Source organism: Bradyrhizobium sp. CCBAU 051011, from assembly GCF_009930815.1.
Lineage (GTDB): Bacteria > Pseudomonadota > Alphaproteobacteria > Rhizobiales > Xanthobacteraceae > Bradyrhizobium.
The window spans coordinates 6,567,886-6,585,114 of record NZ_CP022222.1 but is presented as its reverse complement, the minus strand read 5'-3'; the positions used below and the strand labels follow the sequence as shown (position 1 = coordinate 6,585,114).

Below are 17,229 nucleotides of genomic sequence, written 5' to 3'. Positions count from 1 at the left end.
TCAGGCAGGCCGTGCGACCTTCAGCTCTCTTCTTCCAGCGTCAGTACCAAGCCGGTCAGTGCTGAGCCGATGCCAAACATCAGGGCGTAGGTCGTGACCAGCATCACCGTGGTCTGCACCGGTGCGCTGCTCTTGGCAACGAGATCTCTGACATGGAAGGCATCGATGAGGCTGAGCAACAGGACCATCGACAGTCCAAGCGCCACGCCCATCAGGAAATGGGTAAGCAGCGCATTGAAGAGTGACTTTTCCGGACGCATGTGCCGTACCTTCGGCATGATGCCGGCCCAACGCGCAGCCGGAGAAACTGGTTCCCGCGCGCGAGAACAGAATTCGTCCTGCGCTGCGGCGCGTCAGCCCCGCGCGTTTGCTAATCGTTAAGCTTGTGCCGGTACGTCCATCGGCATTCCCAAAAATTTCCACAATATCTTTTAGGAAGAACACACATCGTTTTCGAGAAAGGGAGAATTTGTCATGCGGCTAGGGCAAGCGATCTTCTTCGGTTCGGCGGCTGCGCTCCTCACTTTGGCGGCGCCGACGCTCGCCAGGAACTCAAGCACCAACTCTCATATGACGAAGACGAGCGAAGCACCCGCTTCCGCCTCCTGTCATGCCTATCAGCAGGAAGCCGACGGCACATGGACGCAACTGCCGTGTCAGGAGATGGGTTCCAAGGCACCGCAACCGACGTCCGCATCGAAGCCTGCCACTGAAGAGACACAGTGAACTCTATCGGCCCGTCATTGCGAGCGCAGCGAAGCAATCCACCTGTCAGCGCCTGCGGAAAAATGGATTGCTTCGTCGCTGTCGCTCCTCGCAATGACGCGGATAGGCCGCAGTTCGTAGCCCGGATGAGCGAATTGTCCGCCGTAGTTCAAGGAGCGTAAGCGGCAGCGACATCCTGGACTCCAATCACGCCCCGCCAGTCGCCCTGCCCAGCCAATCGTCGAACCGCGTCGGCATGATCCGCGCGCCGTCGTCCGGCACCAGGGTGCGCAACGCGAGCGGCGCACCGAAATACGGCACATCGGCGCCCGCCACGACCTTGCTGGTATCGCCCTGCTTGCGCAGCCAGCGGCCGACGAAATCCGCCATCGGCGCTGCTTCGGGACCCGCGACCTCGCGGATGCCGCCAGCAGGCTCGCCAAGCGTCACATCGGCCAGCGCTATCGCGACCTCGTCGGACAACAACGGCTGCATCAACTGGCTGGAGACGTGCACCGCGCCGTCCCTGCGCCCGGCATCGGCGATTGCGCCAACGAATTCGTAAAACTGCGTGGCGCGCAGGATCGTGTAGGCCAGGCCGGAATTTTCGATCAGCCGCTCCTGCGCCAGCTTGGCACGGAGATAGCCGCTGCCCTCGAGCCGGTCGGTGCCGACGATCGAAAGCGCAACGCAGTGCCGCACGCCGGCCTGCTTCGCCGCCGCAATCAGGTTGCGCGTTCCCGTCTCGAAGAAGTGCAGCACCGCCTTGTCCTCGAACGAGGGCGAATTGGACACGTCGACGACGATGTCGGCGCCCGCCAGCGCCGCCTGCAGGCCCTCCCCGGTCACGGCGTTGACGCCCTTGCTTGGCGAGGCCTGCAGCACCTCTTGGCCGCGCGACCGCAGCAACGGGGCCAATTTCGAGCCGATCAGGCCGGTACCACCGATGATAACGATCTTCATGTTCCTCGCTCCTCTCTCTCGAAAACCGCGGAAAGCCCCGCTAAATCAAGACGAAATGGAAGGCACGGGTGTGACACGCCCAACCGTAACTCTGGATTAATTTGCACCACCTATACTGGTGGCCCGCACTCCCAGACCCGCGCAAATGGCCTGAAATCCCATGAAAATCGGTACCCTCCTCACCGCTGCCATCGTCTCGCTTTCCGCCGTCGGCGGCGGGCTCGCCGTCTATGTGGCGGTTTCGAAGTACCAGACCATGGACAAGGTCTCGCTCGCGCAGAGCCGGCTGGAGGTGGTGCGCGCGGTCGGTGACATCCCGCGCTACATGAACTCCGAGCGCGGCTTCTCGACCAACATCCTGTACGGCCCGCCCGCGGTCGATCCGGCGGTGCGGAAGGAACTCAACGAAAAACTGCGCAAGAACACCGACGGCGCCCGCGACAAGATGAACGCCGTCCGCAAGAACCTGTCCAAAGGGCTCGATGACGCCGCCGCGATCGGCAGTGGCATCGACGAATTGAATGTGAAATTCAACGCGCTGCGCGACGCCATCGACAAGGCGATCGACGGCCAGGCCGAAGCGCGCAAGGACGCCGCCAGAAAGATCGTCGCCGACAATGCCGTTTTCAACGCCGCGGTCACCAAGCTGCTCGACGAGCAGGTGCGCCGCATGGCCCAGCTCGACGGCGATGCTTATCGCCAGGCCGTCTATGCCAACATCGCCTGGAACCTGCGCGATATCGGCGGCTACAACGCCAGCATCCACAAAAACCTCGTCGGTGCCAATCGCGCCGCCACCGAAGCCGAAAAGATGGAATATTCCCGCTCCCAGGGGCGTGCCGACCAGATCCTGATGTCGCTGCAGGAACTGCGCGGCAACCCGGCGACGCCGGCCAACGTGGCCGCGGCATTGGAAAGGATGAATGAAGTCTATGTCGGCCGTTTCGGCAAAGCGCTGAAGTTCGCCAAGGAAGGCGCGGCGTCAGGCAAATACGAGAACAATGTCGATTTCTTCTATGCGGAATCCCAGGTCGGCCTCGGCGCCGTCGTCGAGGTTCGCAACGCCTTCTACGACAACGCCGAATATGTTCTGGCCACCGCCTATTCCTCGGCGCGCTTCAGTTTCCTGATCGCGCTCGCCGGCCTCATTGCGGTTACTGTTGCCAGCGCCGTGCTGATCGCGATGGTTCGCCGCCGTGTCTGCGGTCCGATCGTCGACCTCACTTCCACGATGTCGCGGCTGGCCAGCGGCGACGTATCCGGGGACATCGCCGGCGCCGGCCGCTCCGACGAGATCGGCGCGATGGCTGCGGCGGTGCGCGTCTTCAAGGACAACATGATCGAGGCCGAACGTCTTGCCGCCGAGAAGGCTGCCGAGAGCGACGGCAAGATGCGCCGCGCCCAGGTGCTCGACGAACTCACCCGCGCGTTCGAAGCCAAGGTCACCGAGCTGGTCGGCGGGCTTTCAGCCGCCTCGTCCGTCATGGAGGACACGGCGCAGTCGATGTCGTCGACCGCGACCGCCACCAACCGCCAGGCCGCGATCGTCGCCGCCGCGTCCGAACAGACCTCCGCCAACGTGCAGACGGTTGCCAGCGCCACCGAAGAACTGACCTCCTCGATCTCAGAGATCGGCCGTCAGGTCGCGCAATCCACTGAAATCGCCTCCCGCGCGGTCGAGAACGCACGCCGCACCGGCGAGACCGCCCGCTCGCTCGCCGAGGGCGCACAGAAGATCGGCGACGTCGTGACGCTGATCCAGAGCATCGCGGCGCAGACCAACCTGCTCGCGCTGAACGCGACCATCGAAGCCGCGCGCGCCGGCGATGCCGGCCGCGGCTTTGCCGTCGTCGCCTCCGAAGTTAAATCGCTGGCCGGCCAGACCGCGAAGGCGACCACCGAAATCTCCGAGCAGATCGCCTCGATCCAGACGGCGAGCGACCAGACCGTAACGGCGATCCAGAACGTCGCCAACGTGATCGCCGAAATCGACCAGATCGGCACCGCCATCGCAGCGGCGATCGAGGAACAGGGCTCCGCGACCAAGGAAATCTCACGCAGCGTGCAGGAGGCCGCGCGCGGCACCCAGGAGGTCAATTCCAACATCACCGGCGTGCAGAAGGCCGCCGACGATACCGGCGCCGCCGCCAATCAGGTGCTGGGCGCAGCCGAGCAATTGTCCTCGCAGTCCAAGGACCTCGCCGGCCAGGTCAACCGCTTCCTCTCCGAAGTGCGCGCGGCGTAGGGCCGAGCGGCGCTACTCGCCTATTCGACCGGCGTGCGAGAAGAGGAACTTTTCGCGCCACTGGAACTTGATATGGCGCAATGAGGCACACCTCTGAACCGACAACTGTTGTTGCGGTCGCCCCAGGCGGCCGCTCGTGGTGACACTGGTCGACGTCGATGAACTGCAGCGTCGGATCGCGGCGCTGGAAGCGGAAAATACGCGGCTCAGGGCGTACGCCGTCGCCGAGAACACCGAACTTGAACGAGCCGAGTCCGCCCTCGCCGACAGCGAACAACGCTATCGAACCCTGTTCAATTCCATCGACGAGGGTTTTTGCATCATCGAATTCCTCGACGGTCCGCACGGACCCCTGAGCGACTACATCCACATCGAAGCCAATCCTGCCTACGCGCAACATGCCGGCATCCCCAACGTGGTCGGCCAGAAGCTGCGCGAGATGGTGCCCGACGAAGCCGACGGCTGGGCCGAACTCTATGGCGGCGTACTCCACGATATCCGAGCGCATGATGCCCTGCCCGTTGATGACGCTGCCGAGCCCGCGGTCCAAGGCGGCGAGCACGATGCCGTAGCAGAGCGCGCGAGATCGAAATGGCAGACCGCGCCGGGATATGGTCCGTCAATCCCTTTTGAATCGATAATCGAAGCGGTCGCCATCCGCGGTAATGAGGCCGACGGTCGGCGCCGGAAAATGGATCGGCAGGATCAGCGTGTCGGTACCGGCGACGGAGGCAAAGAACTTGCGCCGCGAGATCGCCGATTGTTTCGGATCCCAGTCGGGCTTGGCCGACCATTCCGGCTCGCGGCACTGGATCACGTGATGCATGAGATCGCCGGCCACCACCGCGCGCTTGCCCCCTGAGAAGATGTTGACGCAGCAGTGACAGGGCGAATGCCCCGGCGTCGGCGTCAGCGTGATCGTATCGTCGAGGGCGTAATCGTCGTCAACCAGCACAGCCTGCCCAGCCTCGACGATCGGCAGGCAATTGTCGCGGAAGACCGTGCCGGGCGGGTTGGCGCCCTTGGCGTGCTCCGCCTCCCAGGCGGCATATTCCTTCTTGTGAAATATGTACTTCGCGTTGGGAAAGGTCGGCACCCAGCGTCCGTCGCGCAGCGTGGTATTCCAGCCGGTATGATCGATGTGCAGATGGGTGCAGAACACGTAATCGACCTGCTCGTAGGCGATGCCGAGCGCGAACAATTCGTCGCGCCAGCGCTCCTTGCCGGGAAAATCGAACGGCGGCGGATGGCCCTTGTCCTCGCCGGTGCAGGTGTCGACCAGAATGGTGTAGCGCGGCGTGCGGACCACGAAGGTCTGGTAGGTGATGACCATCAGCCCCAGCGCGGTGTCGAACACCTCCGGCTCCATGCCGGCGAGATGATGCCTGAAGATCGCTTCGTCATAGGCCGGAAAGAAATCCTGCGGCCGCCGCCACGGCCCCTCGCGCTCGATCACCGCATCGATGGTGACGTCGCCGATCCTGAGCTGCTTCATCCTCGCTTCGCCCCCCTTTTGAAAGAGCCTAACGGGCGAGTTCGCCTCCGACAAGCCGCGTGCAAGTTGCAGCATCCACACGTTGGGGCATTCGCTGTTCTCCGCCGCAAATCGAACAGAAATGCTGCCTAGCGAATGCGCCTCTCACGCGGGGACAAATCTTGAACAAGAAACTCAAATATGCCGCGGCGGCGATTGCTGTCTTCGCCGCAGCCATCTACCTCAACAACACCAATCATCTCGCCGCACATCGGGAGGGCAAGCCCATCCTGCTCGCCCATCGCGGCATCGCCCAGCGCTTCGACGAGCGCGACCTGAAGAATGACACCTGCACGGCGGCACGGATGTTGCCACCGACGCACGAATATCAGGAGAATACAATCAGTTCGATGCGGGCGAGCTTTGCGGCCGGCGCCGATATCGTCGAGCTCGATGTTCACCCGACAACAGACGGCGAGTTCGCCGTGTTTCACGACTGGACGCTGGATTGCCGCACCGATGGGCAAGGCGTCACGCGCGAACACTCCATGGCCTATCTGAAGAAGCTCGATATCGGCCACGGCTATACCGCCGATGGCGGCAAGACCTTTCCCTTCCGCGGCAAGGGCATCGGCCTGATGCCGACACTCGCCGAGGTTCTGACAACCTTCCCGCAAGCGCGGCTGCTGATCAATGTAAAGAGCCGCGACGTGTCCGAGGGAGAGAAGCTGGCAGCAGTGCTGAGCAAGCTTCCCGCCGAGCGCCGGGCGCAGATCATGGTCTATGGCGGCGATGAACCGGTCCAGGCCGTGCGCACGCGTCTGCCTGAGATCCGGACAATCTCGCGCACCGCCATCAAGAGCTGCCTGCTCGGCTACATCGGCTACGGCTGGACCGGCCTGGTGCCGAAGGCCTGCAGCAACGCCATGGTCATGCTGCCGATCAATGTCGCGCCGTGGATGTGGGGATGGCCGGACCGCTTTCTGAGCCGCATGCGAGCCGCCAACAGCGAAGTCTTCGTGTTGGGCCCCTATCGGGGCGGCGAATTTTCCAGCGGCATCGATACATCAGAGCAGTTCGCACGGCTGCCGCAAAACTATGCCGGCGGCATCTGGACCAACGAGATCGAAGTTATTGCGCCGCTTGTGCGCAGATAGCCTGTAACCCGGATGCAGCGAAGCGAAATCCGGGAAGCAGTGCAGCCCGTACGGAGAACCCCGGATTGCGCTTCGCTCCATCCGGGCTACGGAGGCTAGCTCCGCAATCCTGGCGCTTCCTGCCCGGTGCGGGCGACATATTCGGTGTAGCCGCCGCCATATTGGTGGATGCCCTCGGGTGTCAGCTCCAGCACGCGGTTGGAGAGCGCCGCCAGAAAATGCCGGTCGTGCGAGACGAACAGCATGGTGCCCTCGAACTCGGAGAGCGCGCCGATCAGCATCTCCTTCGTCGCGAGGTCCAGATGGTTGGTCGGCTCGTCCAGCACCAGAAAATTCGGCGGGTCGTAGAGCATTTTCGCCATCACCAGCCGCGCTTTCTCGCCGCCGGAGAGCACCCGGCACTTCTTCTCGACATCGTCGCCGGAGAAGCCGAAGCAGCCTGCAAGCGCCCGCAATGAGCCCTGTCCGGCTTGCGGGAAGGAATCTTCGAGCGACTGAAACACCGTGCGCTCGCCGTCGAGCAGATCCATGGCGTGCTGGGCGAAATAGCCCATCTTGACGCTGCCGCCGATCGCCACCGTGCCGTCGTCAGGCTCAGCCGAGCCCGCCACCAGTTTCAGCAGCGTCGACTTGCCGGCGCCGTTGATGCCCATCACGCACCACCGCTCCTTGCGGCGGATCATGAAATCGAGCCCCTGATAGATGCTGCGGCTGCCATAGCCCTTGTGGACGTTCTTCAGGCTGACGACATCCTCGCCCGAGCGCGGCGCCGGCATGAATTCGAATGCCACGGTCTGCCGCCGCTTCGGCGGCTCGACGCGCTCGATCTTGTCGAGCTTTTTCACCCGGCTCTGCACCTGGGCGGCGTGGGAAGCGCGCGCCTTGAAACGCTCGATGAACTTGATCTCCTTGGCGAGCATCGCCTGCTGGCGCTCGAACTGGGCCTGCTGCTGCTTCTCGTTCAGCGCGCGCTGCTGCTCGTAGAATTCGTAATTGCCGGAATAGGTCGAAAGCGTGCCGCCGTCGATCTCGACGACCTTGTTGATGATGCGGTTGATGAACTCGCGATCGTGCGAGGTCATCAACAGCGCGCCTTCATATCCCTTCAGAAACTGCTCCAGCCAGATCAGGCTTTCCAGGTCGAGATGGTTGCTCGGCTCGTCCAGCAGCATCACGTCGGGCCGCATCAGCAGGATGCGCGCCAGCGCGACCCGCATCTTCCAGCCGCCCGAGAGCGCGCCGACATCGCCTTCCATCATCTCCTGGCTGAAGCCTAAGCCTGACAGCGCCTCGCGGGCCCGGCCGTCGAGGGCGTAGCCGTCGAGCTCCTCGAAGCGGTGCTGAACCTCGCCGTAGCGCGCGATGATATCGTCCATCTCGTCGGCGCGATCGGGATCGGCCATCGAGGCCTCGAGTTCTCTTAACTCGGCTGCCACGACGCTAACAGGGCCGGCGCCGTCCATGACCTCGGCGACGGCACTGCGGCCCGACATCTCGCCGACGTCCTGGCTGAAATAGCCGATGGTAATGCCGCGATCGAGGGAGACCTGGCCTTCATCGGGCAGTTCCTGGCCCGAAATCATCCGGAAAAGCGTGGTCTTGCCCGCACCGTTCGGGCCAACGAGACCGATCTTCTCGCCCTTCTGCAGGGCTGCCGAAGCTTCGATGAAGAGGATCTGGTGGCCGACTTGCTTGCTGACGTTATCGAGACGGATCATTGGGGCCTGAAAGGAGGAAATCGTTGCGGCCGCTGCTTAGGACATCGCAGCCGGACCTTCAAGTTCCGTGAAACCCGATGGTCCGGCGATGCAGCGCGCTTGGCTTTCCGAAATTCGTGCCACTGTCGTTCCCATACGGATGTGATCGCGGTTCCCGGAAACCGGCGAGAAACCCTTGTGGTTCGCCGCGCGTTGACCTCGCAACATAGGCCGACCAACAACGGGAGCCATCAATGACCAGACCCCCTCCGGTGCCGCAGGACAACCAAAGCCACAAGGGTACCGGCGATCCCAAGTCCGGCAATGCCCATCAGGCCCGGAAGGACCGAGGCCGTACCGAAAATCCCGAGCAGCAGGGCCAGCAGGGCAACACAGCACAGAATACCACCCATCAAGGCCATCAGCAGGATCGCTAGTCTGGAGTGCGCACCATGTCGACTTCAACCAAGACCCCGGCAAGCATTCGCCAAGGCGGCCCGGGCGCTTCCCATGAGAACGCCAAAGATCCGCTTCACATCAAGAAGCCGCCGGCCGACGATCCGCAGCGCCGGCACAGCAAGGTGTCCGGCGGCGGCGGCGAGCATGACACTCACCACACGCATGAGCCGGAACGAAAGGGCGGCGGCACCCATCCCGCATCGAGGGACGCGTCATGAGCACCAAGCACGTCAAACTGAACAGGCCAACCAACGCCGATCTGCATCGCAATCCGCTGATCGGCGGTTCGAAGGGCGCCGCGATGGCGCAGGTAACGCCGGATGAACTGGAGGAGTTCGCGGGCGCCAACACCTTCGAGGGCGACATCGAGAACGACACCAATCCGCAAGGCGGCATCGACAAGGCAGAGGTTCGCAACCGGCGGCGCGGGCCGCCGCAAAACGATCGGGATTGCGGCCCACGAAAAACAACGCTGCAGGGAAAGAAGACGCATGAGCAACAACTGCGCATGCTGGAAAGAAAGCCTGATGTCCCCGATGAGAGGCTGGTTGAGGAAGAGATTGCGCGAACCCAGCGCGATGGCGGCGCAAAAATTGCAAAGCGCGACGGCCGTCAATCGGAGTTTGCGGTGAGCCGGGGCGGCCTCAATCAGGAAAGCCAGCACAACAAGCACAATCATCCGGGGCAATCGGGTCATAAACCCCAGAAGCCACAGGGATAGACCAACATGACACGTGGAGCGCACGGCGACGGCAAGCATCTCGGACCCGGGTCAAAAGGCAAAGGCGCCGGGACCGGCGCCATGACCGACGTGCAGGATGAACTCATCGGCGAGAACATGGTGCTCTCAAACCGCGACAAGGCTGAGCATTCGCGAGAGCGCGGTCAGGACAGCAAATGGACCCAGACCGAGCAACTGAAAGACCACGCGGCGAACAAAGGCCGCGGCTAAGGGAGAATGAGCGCGCCTGCCGGCAGGCCGTGCGGTCACAGGTTGATCACACCAAGCCGCGCCGCGTGCGTGACCGCGTCGGTACGGCCGGTGGCGTCGAGCTTCTCCAGCAGCGAACCGACATGGAATTTTGCGGTGTGAACGGATATTCCGAGCCGTCGCGCAATCGCCTTGTTCGATGCGCCCTCAGCCAACAGCAGGAGCACGTCGCGCTCGCGGGGCGTAAGATCGATCTCGGCATGCTCAGTGACGGCCGCGCGGTCGCGTGACACGAGCGCGACCGTCGCTTCTTCTCCCGGTGCCGCCAGGCGAATGCCGGCTACGCCGCTGAGCAGCGATGCGAGCCGGTCCACCAATGCCGCATCTGCGATCTCAATAGCGACCACAATCACCGGCGACGCCGCGCCGTTCATGCTTCTGGCCTTTCGCCAATCGTGAGCCGGACCTGAACCGCCTCGCCGGCGCGCCTGATCGCGACGTCGACGACCGAGCCGATACTGTCGGGGCCGAGGGACCGCAGCAGTGATCGGACGCCCGAGAGCTTTTCGTTGTTCCACCCAACGATGATGTCGCCCTGCCGAATGCCGGCGGCAGCCGCAGGACCTGCCCTATCGACACTCATCACCATCGCGCCGAGCCCGTCGTCGAGTTCGACCGGCTGCAATCCAAGGCCGAGATAGCCACGTGCAATCCGGCCATGAATTTCAAGCCTCGCGGCGATCCGGTCGATGGTGGCACTCGGAATCACGAGTATGCGTCGCACACCCTGGACAGCCATGCCGATCGCTTCGCCGGAGGCATTGAGGACAAGGCCGCCCTCATGACTACGCCGCAGTCGCACGTCCAGTTCGATCCTTGCGTCGATCTCCCCACCCCGCATGCTACGCCAGCGGCTGCCGACCAGCGATATCATTCCCAGCGCCGCCGTTGTAACGCCCTGCTCGGCCGCGATGACGACCGCTAGCGAACCGAGATCCGGGACGATGGGTGAAAGTGCGACCGGCGTACTATTCCCGGCATCGAAGCGCAGTAGCGCAATGTCGGTCGTATGATCGCGTCCCGCGATGCTCGCAGGCCGTTCCGATCCGTCGGGAAACCTGATCGAGACTTCGCCTTCATCGGCCAGGGGCTCATCGGCCGTCACGATCAAGCCGGGCTTCCAGATAAAGCCGGTGGCTCGCGAGCGATGGGAATGCACCGAGACGATCGCGGATTTTGTCCGGGCGACCATGTCGGCAAGGGCTGAGGATAACGAGGGAAGGATTCGTGCGGTTGGGTCAGTCATGGCGAGAACTCCTGGATCGTCTGACTTCAATCTGGGAGTTCGTATCGCGTTGGGGAACTAGCCTGATGGGGAGGCAGCGACGATTGCTGAATATTCCCGCGCCACAGCTTTTGAGTGTCGATGGCAAATCGACAGCATACAGATCAATTTCTAGAAGTCTTCTAAGAGTGCTTCTAAGAACCTTTCCATTAGAGGAATCGAACGCCCTCGCGTATGCGTCGAAGTGTTGCGCTGCTGAACCAGGGGAAGGCGCGACAAAGTACTCGCAGGTTGGGGTGAAACTTTGAAGTCTCGTGATTTGTTGCAGGTCGCCGCGTTGGCGACCGTATCCGTATTGGCGTTGTGGCCACAGGCTTCCTTCGCGCAGTCAAGCTCTTCGCAGCAATCCGGGGCACAGTCGTTGCCCCCAGTGGAGGTGGGAGCGCCGGAGGCGCGCCGGCGCGTTGCAACGCCGGAGCGGCGGCAGACGCGGAGCGCAACGCAGGCAGCGCGAACCAACCGGCCGCAGCCGCAGCGTGGCGTCGGCTTCGTCGAAAACCCGCGCGGCGACGTCCAGGGCTACGTCGCAGGCCGCTCGATGGCGGGCACCAAGACCAACACGCCGATCATGGAGACACCGCAATCGCTCTCGGTGATCGGCAGCGAGCAGATTCGCGACCAGAAGCCCGGCAAGTTCGACGAGATTCTGCGCTACACGCCGGGCGTTGTCGCCGGGACATTCGGCGCCGATACACGTAACGACTGGTTCCTGATCCGCGGTTTCAAGTCGGACGATGTCGGTCTCTTCCTCGATGGACTCCGACTCTTCTACACATCCTATGCAAGTTGGAAGCTGCAACCGTTCAATCTTGCCCGCGTCGAGGTGCTGCGCGGTCCCTCCGCCGTGCTGTATGGCGGTTCCAGCCCCAGCGGCATCGTCAACGCGGTCAGCAAGACGCCCCCGGTGGAGCCGATCCGCTATCTCGAGACCGGCGTCAATAATTTCGGCAACGCCTATCTGTCGTTCGATTTCGGCGGCCCGATTGCGACGCAACCGGAGAATGGGAAACTGTTCTATCGTGTGGTGGGCCAAGTGCAGAACGGCGGCACCCAGGTCGATTTCACGCCCAACAATAACTACTTCATCGCGCCGTCCGTCACCTACAAGCCGGACGCGGACACGACTTTCACGGTGCTGGCGTCAGCATCGAAGACGGATACGCGTGGCATTAACTTCCTGCCCTATACCGGTACGGTAATCGACGCACCGTTTGGACGCATCCCGACGAAATTGTTCGTCGGCGATCCGAGCGTCGATACGTTCAAGCGCGAACAGGAGATGATCGGCTATCAGTTCGAGCGCAACGTCTCTGACAGCGTCACATTCCGGCAGAATGCCCGCTACGCCCACGTTGACATCACCTATCGCGGCTTGATCGGGAACGGCTATACCAACCTCGCCGCCGGCGACATGGCGCGTTACAATTGGTACGCGAAAAACACCGCCAACCAAGGCAATCTGGACAACCAGTTGGAGTATCGTTTCAACACTGGTCCGGTGCAGCACACGATGCTGTTCGGCCTCGATCTGACCACCTATCGGATCGACGACTATCAGAACTTCGCCTTTGGCGGCGTGCCCTCGATCAACGTGTTCAATCCGGTTTACGGCGTCGGCGACATTCCGTTCACGGACGCGCCGTTCCGTAATTTCCTCCTGACTCAAAATCAGCTCGGCACCTACATTCAAGACCAGATCAAATTTGGCGGCTTTACGCTGGTGTTGAGCGGCCGCAATGACTGGGTATCGACCAGCCAGGGCGATCGTCCCACGGGCGCCACGCTGATCAGCGAGGACAGCAAGTTTAGTGGCCGTGCCGGCCTGATCTACAATTTCGCCAACGGGCTGGCGCCGTATGTCGCCTACGCGACAAGCTATAACCCGATCATCGGCCTCAACGCTTCGAACCAACTGCTCCGACCCGAAACCGGCGAACAGGCCGAGATCGGATTGAAGTTTCAGCCTAATGGCTTCAACGGTCATTTCGGTATTGCCGTGTTCGATCTGAAGCGACGAAACGTCCTTACGACGGACCCGAACAGCACGCCGCCGAACCTGCAGAACCAGACCGGTGAGGTCACATCGCGCGGTCTCGAACTGGAGGCCGTGGCCAATGTCGCACCCGGCCTGAAAATGGTAGGCGCCTTCACCACCTACGATCTCTTTAACAGCAAGGACAAAAATCCGGCCCTGATCGGGCTGACACCGACCAACACGCCACAGCAAATAGGATCCCTCTGGGCTGACTACACGTTCCAGGAGGGGCCGTTGCGAGGCTTTGGCTTTGGTGGCGGCGTGCGCTACGTGGGCAAGTCCTTCGCCGATAACGCGAACACGTTGGTGGTTCCCTCGGTTGTCCTTGGTGACGCGACGATCCATTACGAATGGCAAAACTGGCGCGCCGCGCTCAACGTCATCAACATCGCCGACAAAACGTACGTAGCCAGTTGCGCATCGGAAACGGCCTGCTTCTATGGCGATCGGCGCCGGGTGACGGCAAGCCTTGCCTACAAGTGGTAGGAGCGATCGAAGGGAGGCTGCACTGAAAGCCAGAACTGTTCGCATCTGGTCGGTGGTCCACACCTGGAGCAGCCTGATATCGACGCTGTTCCTGCTGCTGTTGTGCATCACCGGCCTGCCGCTGATCTTCCATCACGAGATCGATGAGCTGCTCGGCTACGATCCAAAGCCCGAGATCGCCCAGCCGGGCGCGGTGAAGCGGAGCATCGACGAGATCGCCCGCACCGCGCTGGCGCATGATCCCGGCCGTGTCCTGCAATATATCTCGTGGGACAAGGACGAACCGAACAATGTGATCGCGTTCACCAACAGCAAGGTCGATGGCGATCCGGATGCGGCGACTCTCAGAGCGTACGATGCCCACACCGCCAAGCCGCTCGGCCCGGTCGGCGGCGGTCCGATGCTGATCTTCCTCAAGCTCCACGTCGATATGTTTGCGGGCCAGCCCGGCAAGCTGTTCCTCGGCGCGATGGGATTCCTGTTCCTGGTCGCGATCGTCTCCGGCGTGGTGCTGTACTGGCCGTTTACGCGCCGCCTGAGCTTCGGCACGCTGAGGGACAAATCGCGCCGCATCGCCTGGTTCGACTGGCACAATCTGTTGGGCGCGGTGACCATCGCCTGGGCCCTGGTGGTCGGCGCCACCGGCGTCATCAACACGCTTGCAGAAGTGATGCTGGGCCAGTGGAAAGCCAACGAACTCACCGAAATGGTCAAGCCATACGCCGGCAAGCCACCGCCGGTGCATCTGGCCTCGCTTGATACGACGCTCGCGAATGCGCGCACGGTCGCGCCCGGCATGAATGTTTCCTTCATCGCCTTTCCGGGCACGCCGTTCACGAGTTCGCACCATTTCGCGGTCTTCATGCGCGGCGACACGCCGTTGACCTCGCGCCTGCTCAAGCCGGTGCTGCTCGATGGAGAAACCGGCGAAGTCTCCGACGCGCGCGACCTTCCCGTCTACCTCAAGGCGCTGCTGGTCTCGCAACCGCTGCACTTCGGCGACTACGGCGGCATGCCGCTCAAGATTATCTGGGCGTTGCTCGACATCATGACCATCGTCGTCATCGCCAGCGGGCTGTATCTATGGGTCGTCAAGCGCCGCAAGCATCGCAGCCACGCGATCGCGGGACAGCCTTCGCTACAGCCGGCGCGATGATCGACGCACGCAAACCACGATCCAGCGGCAATTGGCGGACGGTGTATGGCGGTCCGCTTTTGATCGGCGTGCTGTCGGTCGCAGGATTGCTGAGCGCGCTGTTGTACGAAGGCCCCGGCCGCTATTTTTCCTGGCTCGCACTTGGCGCGCCGGTTGTCCTCACTGTCTGGTTTTTCGCGCGCCGCAAGCGGATCTAGACCGGCCGCATCAGCTTCAGCGTCGCGGCCAGCCGCAGGCTGCGCTTGCCGGCCAACGCAATGGCTTCGAGTTCAGCCCCCGCTTCGTCGCAGGTACCGGTAAAACCGATGCCCACCTCATGGCCGCCGAATACGGGGTTTTCGCCCTTCGCCGGCGTGTGCTCCTGGTTGAGGATCTCGCCCTTCCAGCGGCCATCGGCCGAAGCGTAGGAGCCGAGGTAATAAAAGAAAGCATCGCCGCCGAGGATGCGGCCGTCCAGCAGCAGCATCACACCCGACAGGCCCGCCTCGACACCGTCGAGCGCGCGGAGCTGCAGGGAATAGAGGCCGTTGGTAATACCGCCCGGCCCCACGTTGCCGACCGGGGGCAGAGCCTCGTCGTCGAGCCGCGTCAGGTTGGCCCAGAACAAGGCGCCCGGCCGCGGCGCGGCGCTGCCTTCAAAACGAATATTGTTGCCCTTCAGCTTGCCTCGCACGCTGATGGCGGCGACGTCGGTGTCCATCAGCGGCTTGTAGTGGGGATCGTCATTGTGGCGCTGGGTGATGACCTCGCCGACGATCTCCCCACCGATTTCCTGATAGGTGCCAAGGTGGGCAAAAGCGGAATTGCCGCCCAATAGCTTGCCATTGTGCATGCACATGATGCTGCGGCCGAACGCGTCGTTCACGCCGTACTCAACCTTGTAAAGCCCGTTCAGCAACGGAAAATGTCCTGATATCGAAAATGTCTGGCGGGGGCTTAGCACCGCCTCAGGCGAGGTGCCAGCCGCGATTTAACGCAGGTTCAGTGCCGCTTGAAATATTGTACGGCCCGTTCGTGCTTTTCGGCCGCCGCGCGCGATTTGAAGGTTCCAAGGTTACGGCGCTTGCCCGTTTTCGGATTGATTTTGCGGGAATAGAGCCGGTATTCGCCTGACTGCAGCTTTCGGATCATGGCCAGCACCGCTTATTGGCGAGCCCCCGTTCGCAACAATTGCGCTGCGGCCCTCTTGTTCCGGACTGGCTATTCGCGTTGTCTCGGGCCTGCCTTACAACGCCGGATCGCTCTGCCCGGCAGGGAATGTTTGGGGGGCCTCGTGCAGCATATCTTCTTCTATGTCCTCGCGCTCGGTGCCGGCGTCAGCGTCGTGACCCAGCAGGCGCTCAATGGCAGCCTGCGCATCGCGCTGGGCTCGCCGGCCTGGGCGGGACTGGTTAGCTATGCCGGCGGCCTCCTCACCATGATCGTCGCGGTGATCGCGCTCGGCGAGCGCGTGCCGTCCCGGAAAACCATGGCCGATGTGCCCTGGTATGCGTGGTCCGGCGGCGTGTTCGGCGGCGCCTTCATCCTGCTGGCGATCCTGTTGCTACCTTCGCTCGGCGCCGCAACGCTGTTTGCGCTTGTCATTGCCGGCCAGGTGCTGGCCGCGGTGACGCTTGATCATTTCGGCGCGTTCGGGTTGACGCCGCATCCCCTCAGTGCCGCGCGGCTCGCGGGCGCGGTGCTGTTGATCGCCGGTGTCGTGCTGATCCGGGAGTAAGCGCCAGCGGCTCAGAAGCACAGATTGGTGACCACGTTTCCGCGTTTATCCTTGATCGCATAGGGACAGCGCAGCCGCTCCAGCGCCCTCTTCGCATCCTCGTCGCCGAGTGCGGCGGCACGCTGATAATAGGCCTTGGCGGCCTCCGCATCCTTTGGTCCGCCGCGCCCTTCCTGCGCGAACGCTCCCATTCGCTCCAGTGCGCCGGGATGATTTTGCGCCGCCGCCTTCTCGAACAGCGCACGGGCGGCAGCATCGTCTTTGGTCCCGCCATTGCCTTCCGCAAGCATCATGCCGAGCTGATACTGCGCCTCGGCGTTAGTCTCGGCGCCCTTCGACAGCAATTCGCGCGCACGCGCCGGATCGGATGACGCGCCGCCGCCGAGCGCTGCGAGATTGCTGATTCCCCGCGGATTGCCGGCTTGCGCCGCGCGCTCGAACAGTTTTCGCGCTTGCGCCTCATCCCGCGTGACGCCGGCACCTGTTCCATAGAGCACGCCGAGTTCGACCATCGCCGAGGTCGAGCCCTTGTCGGCCGCCTTGCGCCAAGCCGCCATCGCTTCCGCCGTCTGTCGGTTGGCAGCGTAGGCCCGCCCGAGCTGGTACATCGCGCGCCGCGACGCGTTCGCGGCGTTTCTGCAAAACTTGATGGCCGTGGCGATGTCAGAGGCTGCAATATCGGCCACGCCTTTCGCATCGGCCGGCTTGTCTGGATCCGCGGGATCGGCAGCCACGCGGTCGCACAGCACAAGGTCGGCCGATTGCGCGGCCAAGGGCGTCGGCGCGACGGCCCCGGCAATGGTCACGATCAGCAGGCTTCGGAACGTCCGCTTCATGATCCGCAGGTTGCTTCGACGGG

General features: G+C 62.9%; 19 protein-coding genes and 1 pseudogene. 11 read left to right on the top strand and 9 right to left on the bottom strand.

Translation table 11 applies throughout. The features are described from left to right. Positions 1-20: 20 nt before the first annotated feature. Positions 21-278, bottom strand: coding sequence for a hypothetical protein (locus ACH79_RS30920; protein ID WP_161854318.1), 258 nt, complete (start codon positions 276-278; stop codon positions 21-23). A 634-nt stretch (positions 279-912) separates the two neighbouring features. Beyond that, positions 913-1,668: an SDR family oxidoreductase gene (locus ACH79_RS30915; RefSeq protein WP_161854317.1), complete on the bottom strand. Its 756-nt coding sequence runs from the start codon at positions 1,666-1,668 to the stop codon at positions 913-915. 160 nt (positions 1,669-1,828) lie between these two features. Between ACH79_RS30915 and ACH79_RS30910 the strand changes: the two genes are divergently transcribed. Continuing rightward, positions 1,829-3,913 carry a methyl-accepting chemotaxis protein gene (locus ACH79_RS30910; RefSeq protein WP_161854316.1) on the top strand — a complete coding sequence of 695 codons (2,085 nt, stop codon included), beginning with the start codon at positions 1,829-1,831 and terminating at the stop codon, positions 3,911-3,913. Between the two features lie 139 nt (positions 3,914-4,052). Then, positions 4,053-4,403: pseudogene (locus ACH79_RS30905) on the top strand (PAS domain-containing protein); the annotation flags it as partial. Positions 4,404-4,532: 129 nt separating this feature from the next. On the opposite strand, the gene ACH79_RS30895 reads toward ACH79_RS30905, so the two are convergent. Continuing rightward, a complete protein-coding gene (locus ACH79_RS30895) occupies positions 4,533-5,408 on the bottom strand; it encodes an MBL fold metallo-hydrolase (protein WP_161854315.1) in 876 nt (291 codons plus the stop codon). A gap of 161 nt (positions 5,409-5,569) precedes the next feature. Here ACH79_RS30895 and ACH79_RS30890 point away from each other — a divergent pair, with 161 nt between their 5' ends. Further along, complete coding sequence (locus tag ACH79_RS30890) at positions 5,570-6,544, top strand: glycerophosphodiester phosphodiesterase family protein (RefSeq protein WP_161854314.1); 975 nt, start codon at positions 5,570-5,572, stop codon at positions 6,542-6,544. A 95-nt stretch (positions 6,545-6,639) separates the two neighbouring features. Here the strand turns inward: ACH79_RS30890 and ACH79_RS30885 are convergent, their stop codons facing one another. Continuing rightward, positions 6,640-8,262, bottom strand: coding sequence for an ABC-F family ATP-binding cassette domain-containing protein (locus ACH79_RS30885; RefSeq protein WP_161854313.1), 1,623 nt, complete (start codon positions 8,260-8,262; stop codon positions 6,640-6,642). A 233-nt stretch (positions 8,263-8,495) separates the two neighbouring features. Here ACH79_RS30885 and ACH79_RS30880 point away from each other — a divergent pair, with 233 nt between their 5' ends. From ACH79_RS30880 to ACH79_RS30865, 4 genes are read left to right on the top strand one after another with little or no spacing between them, the layout of a single operon-like run. Next, the gene (locus ACH79_RS30880) at positions 8,496-8,678 is read left to right on the top strand and encodes a hypothetical protein (protein ID WP_161854312.1); all 183 of its coding nucleotides are present in this window, start codon (positions 8,496-8,498) and stop codon (positions 8,676-8,678) included. A gap of 15 nt (positions 8,679-8,693) precedes the next feature. Beyond that, positions 8,694-8,918, top strand: a complete 225-nt coding sequence (locus ACH79_RS30875; protein ID WP_161854311.1) for a hypothetical protein — start codon at positions 8,694-8,696, stop codon at positions 8,916-8,918. After that, on the top strand, positions 8,915-9,421 hold the full coding sequence (locus ACH79_RS44390; protein WP_246738203.1) for a hypothetical protein: 507 nt from the start codon (positions 8,915-8,917) through the stop codon (positions 9,419-9,421). Before ACH79_RS30875 ends, ACH79_RS44390 begins: the two co-directional genes overlap by 4 nt. Positions 9,422-9,427: 6 nt before the next feature. Beyond that, positions 9,428-9,652: a hypothetical protein gene (locus ACH79_RS30865; protein ID WP_161854310.1), complete on the top strand. Its 225-nt coding sequence runs from the start codon at positions 9,428-9,430 to the stop codon at positions 9,650-9,652. A gap of 35 nt (positions 9,653-9,687) precedes the next feature. On the opposite strand, the gene ACH79_RS30860 is transcribed toward ACH79_RS30865, so the two are convergent. Together ACH79_RS30860 and ACH79_RS30855 are read right to left on the bottom strand one after the other, a co-directional pair. Next, positions 9,688-10,065, bottom strand: a complete 378-nt coding sequence (locus tag ACH79_RS30860; RefSeq protein ID WP_161854309.1) for a response regulator transcription factor — start codon at positions 10,063-10,065, stop codon at positions 9,688-9,690. Then, the gene (locus tag ACH79_RS30855; RefSeq protein WP_161854308.1) at positions 10,062-10,937 is read right to left on the bottom strand and encodes a S1C family serine protease; all 876 of its coding nucleotides are present in this window, start codon (positions 10,935-10,937) and stop codon (positions 10,062-10,064) included. Before ACH79_RS30855 ends, ACH79_RS30860 begins: the two co-directional genes overlap by 4 nt. Before the next feature lie 298 nt (positions 10,938-11,235). On the opposite strand from ACH79_RS30855, the gene ACH79_RS30850 reads away from it, so the two are divergent. The 3 genes from ACH79_RS30850 to ACH79_RS30840 are packed head-to-tail and all read left to right on the top strand — an operon-like array spanning position 11,236 to position 14,850. Continuing rightward, a complete protein-coding gene (locus tag ACH79_RS30850; RefSeq protein ID WP_161856655.1) occupies positions 11,236-13,497 on the top strand; it encodes a TonB-dependent siderophore receptor in 2,262 nt (753 codons plus the stop codon). 52 nt (positions 13,498-13,549) lie between these two features. Further along, a complete protein-coding gene (locus ACH79_RS30845) occupies positions 13,550-14,653 on the top strand; it encodes a PepSY domain-containing protein (RefSeq protein ID WP_246738202.1) in 1,104 nt (367 codons plus the stop codon). Continuing rightward, complete coding sequence (locus ACH79_RS30840) at positions 14,650-14,850, top strand: hypothetical protein (RefSeq protein ID WP_161854307.1); 201 nt, start codon at positions 14,650-14,652, stop codon at positions 14,848-14,850. Before ACH79_RS30845 ends, ACH79_RS30840 begins: the two co-directional genes overlap by 4 nt. Here ACH79_RS30840 and ACH79_RS30835 read toward each other — a convergent pair. Together ACH79_RS30835 and ACH79_RS43260 are read right to left on the bottom strand one after the other, a co-directional pair. Then, entirely contained in the window at positions 14,847-15,551 is a 705-nt protein-coding gene (locus ACH79_RS30835) for a GrlR family regulatory protein (protein ID WP_161854306.1), read from the bottom strand. The two genes, ACH79_RS30840 and ACH79_RS30835, sit on opposite strands and share 4 nt — an antisense overlap. An 83-nt stretch (positions 15,552-15,634) precedes the next feature. After that, complete coding sequence (locus ACH79_RS43260) at positions 15,635-15,784, bottom strand: hypothetical protein (protein ID WP_141686549.1); 150 nt, start codon at positions 15,782-15,784, stop codon at positions 15,635-15,637. 142 nt (positions 15,785-15,926) lie between these two features. On the opposite strand from ACH79_RS43260, the gene ACH79_RS30830 reads away from it, so the two are divergent. Then, positions 15,927-16,370, top strand: a complete 444-nt coding sequence (locus ACH79_RS30830) for a DMT family transporter (protein WP_246738201.1) — start codon at positions 15,927-15,929, stop codon at positions 16,368-16,370. Between the two features lie 11 nt (positions 16,371-16,381). Here the strand turns inward: ACH79_RS30830 and ACH79_RS30825 are convergent, their stop codons facing one another. Beyond that, the gene (locus tag ACH79_RS30825) at positions 16,382-17,206 is read right to left on the bottom strand and encodes a tetratricopeptide repeat protein (protein ID WP_161856653.1); all 825 of its coding nucleotides are present in this window, start codon (positions 17,204-17,206) and stop codon (positions 16,382-16,384) included. Positions 17,207-17,229 lie beyond the last annotated feature (23 nt).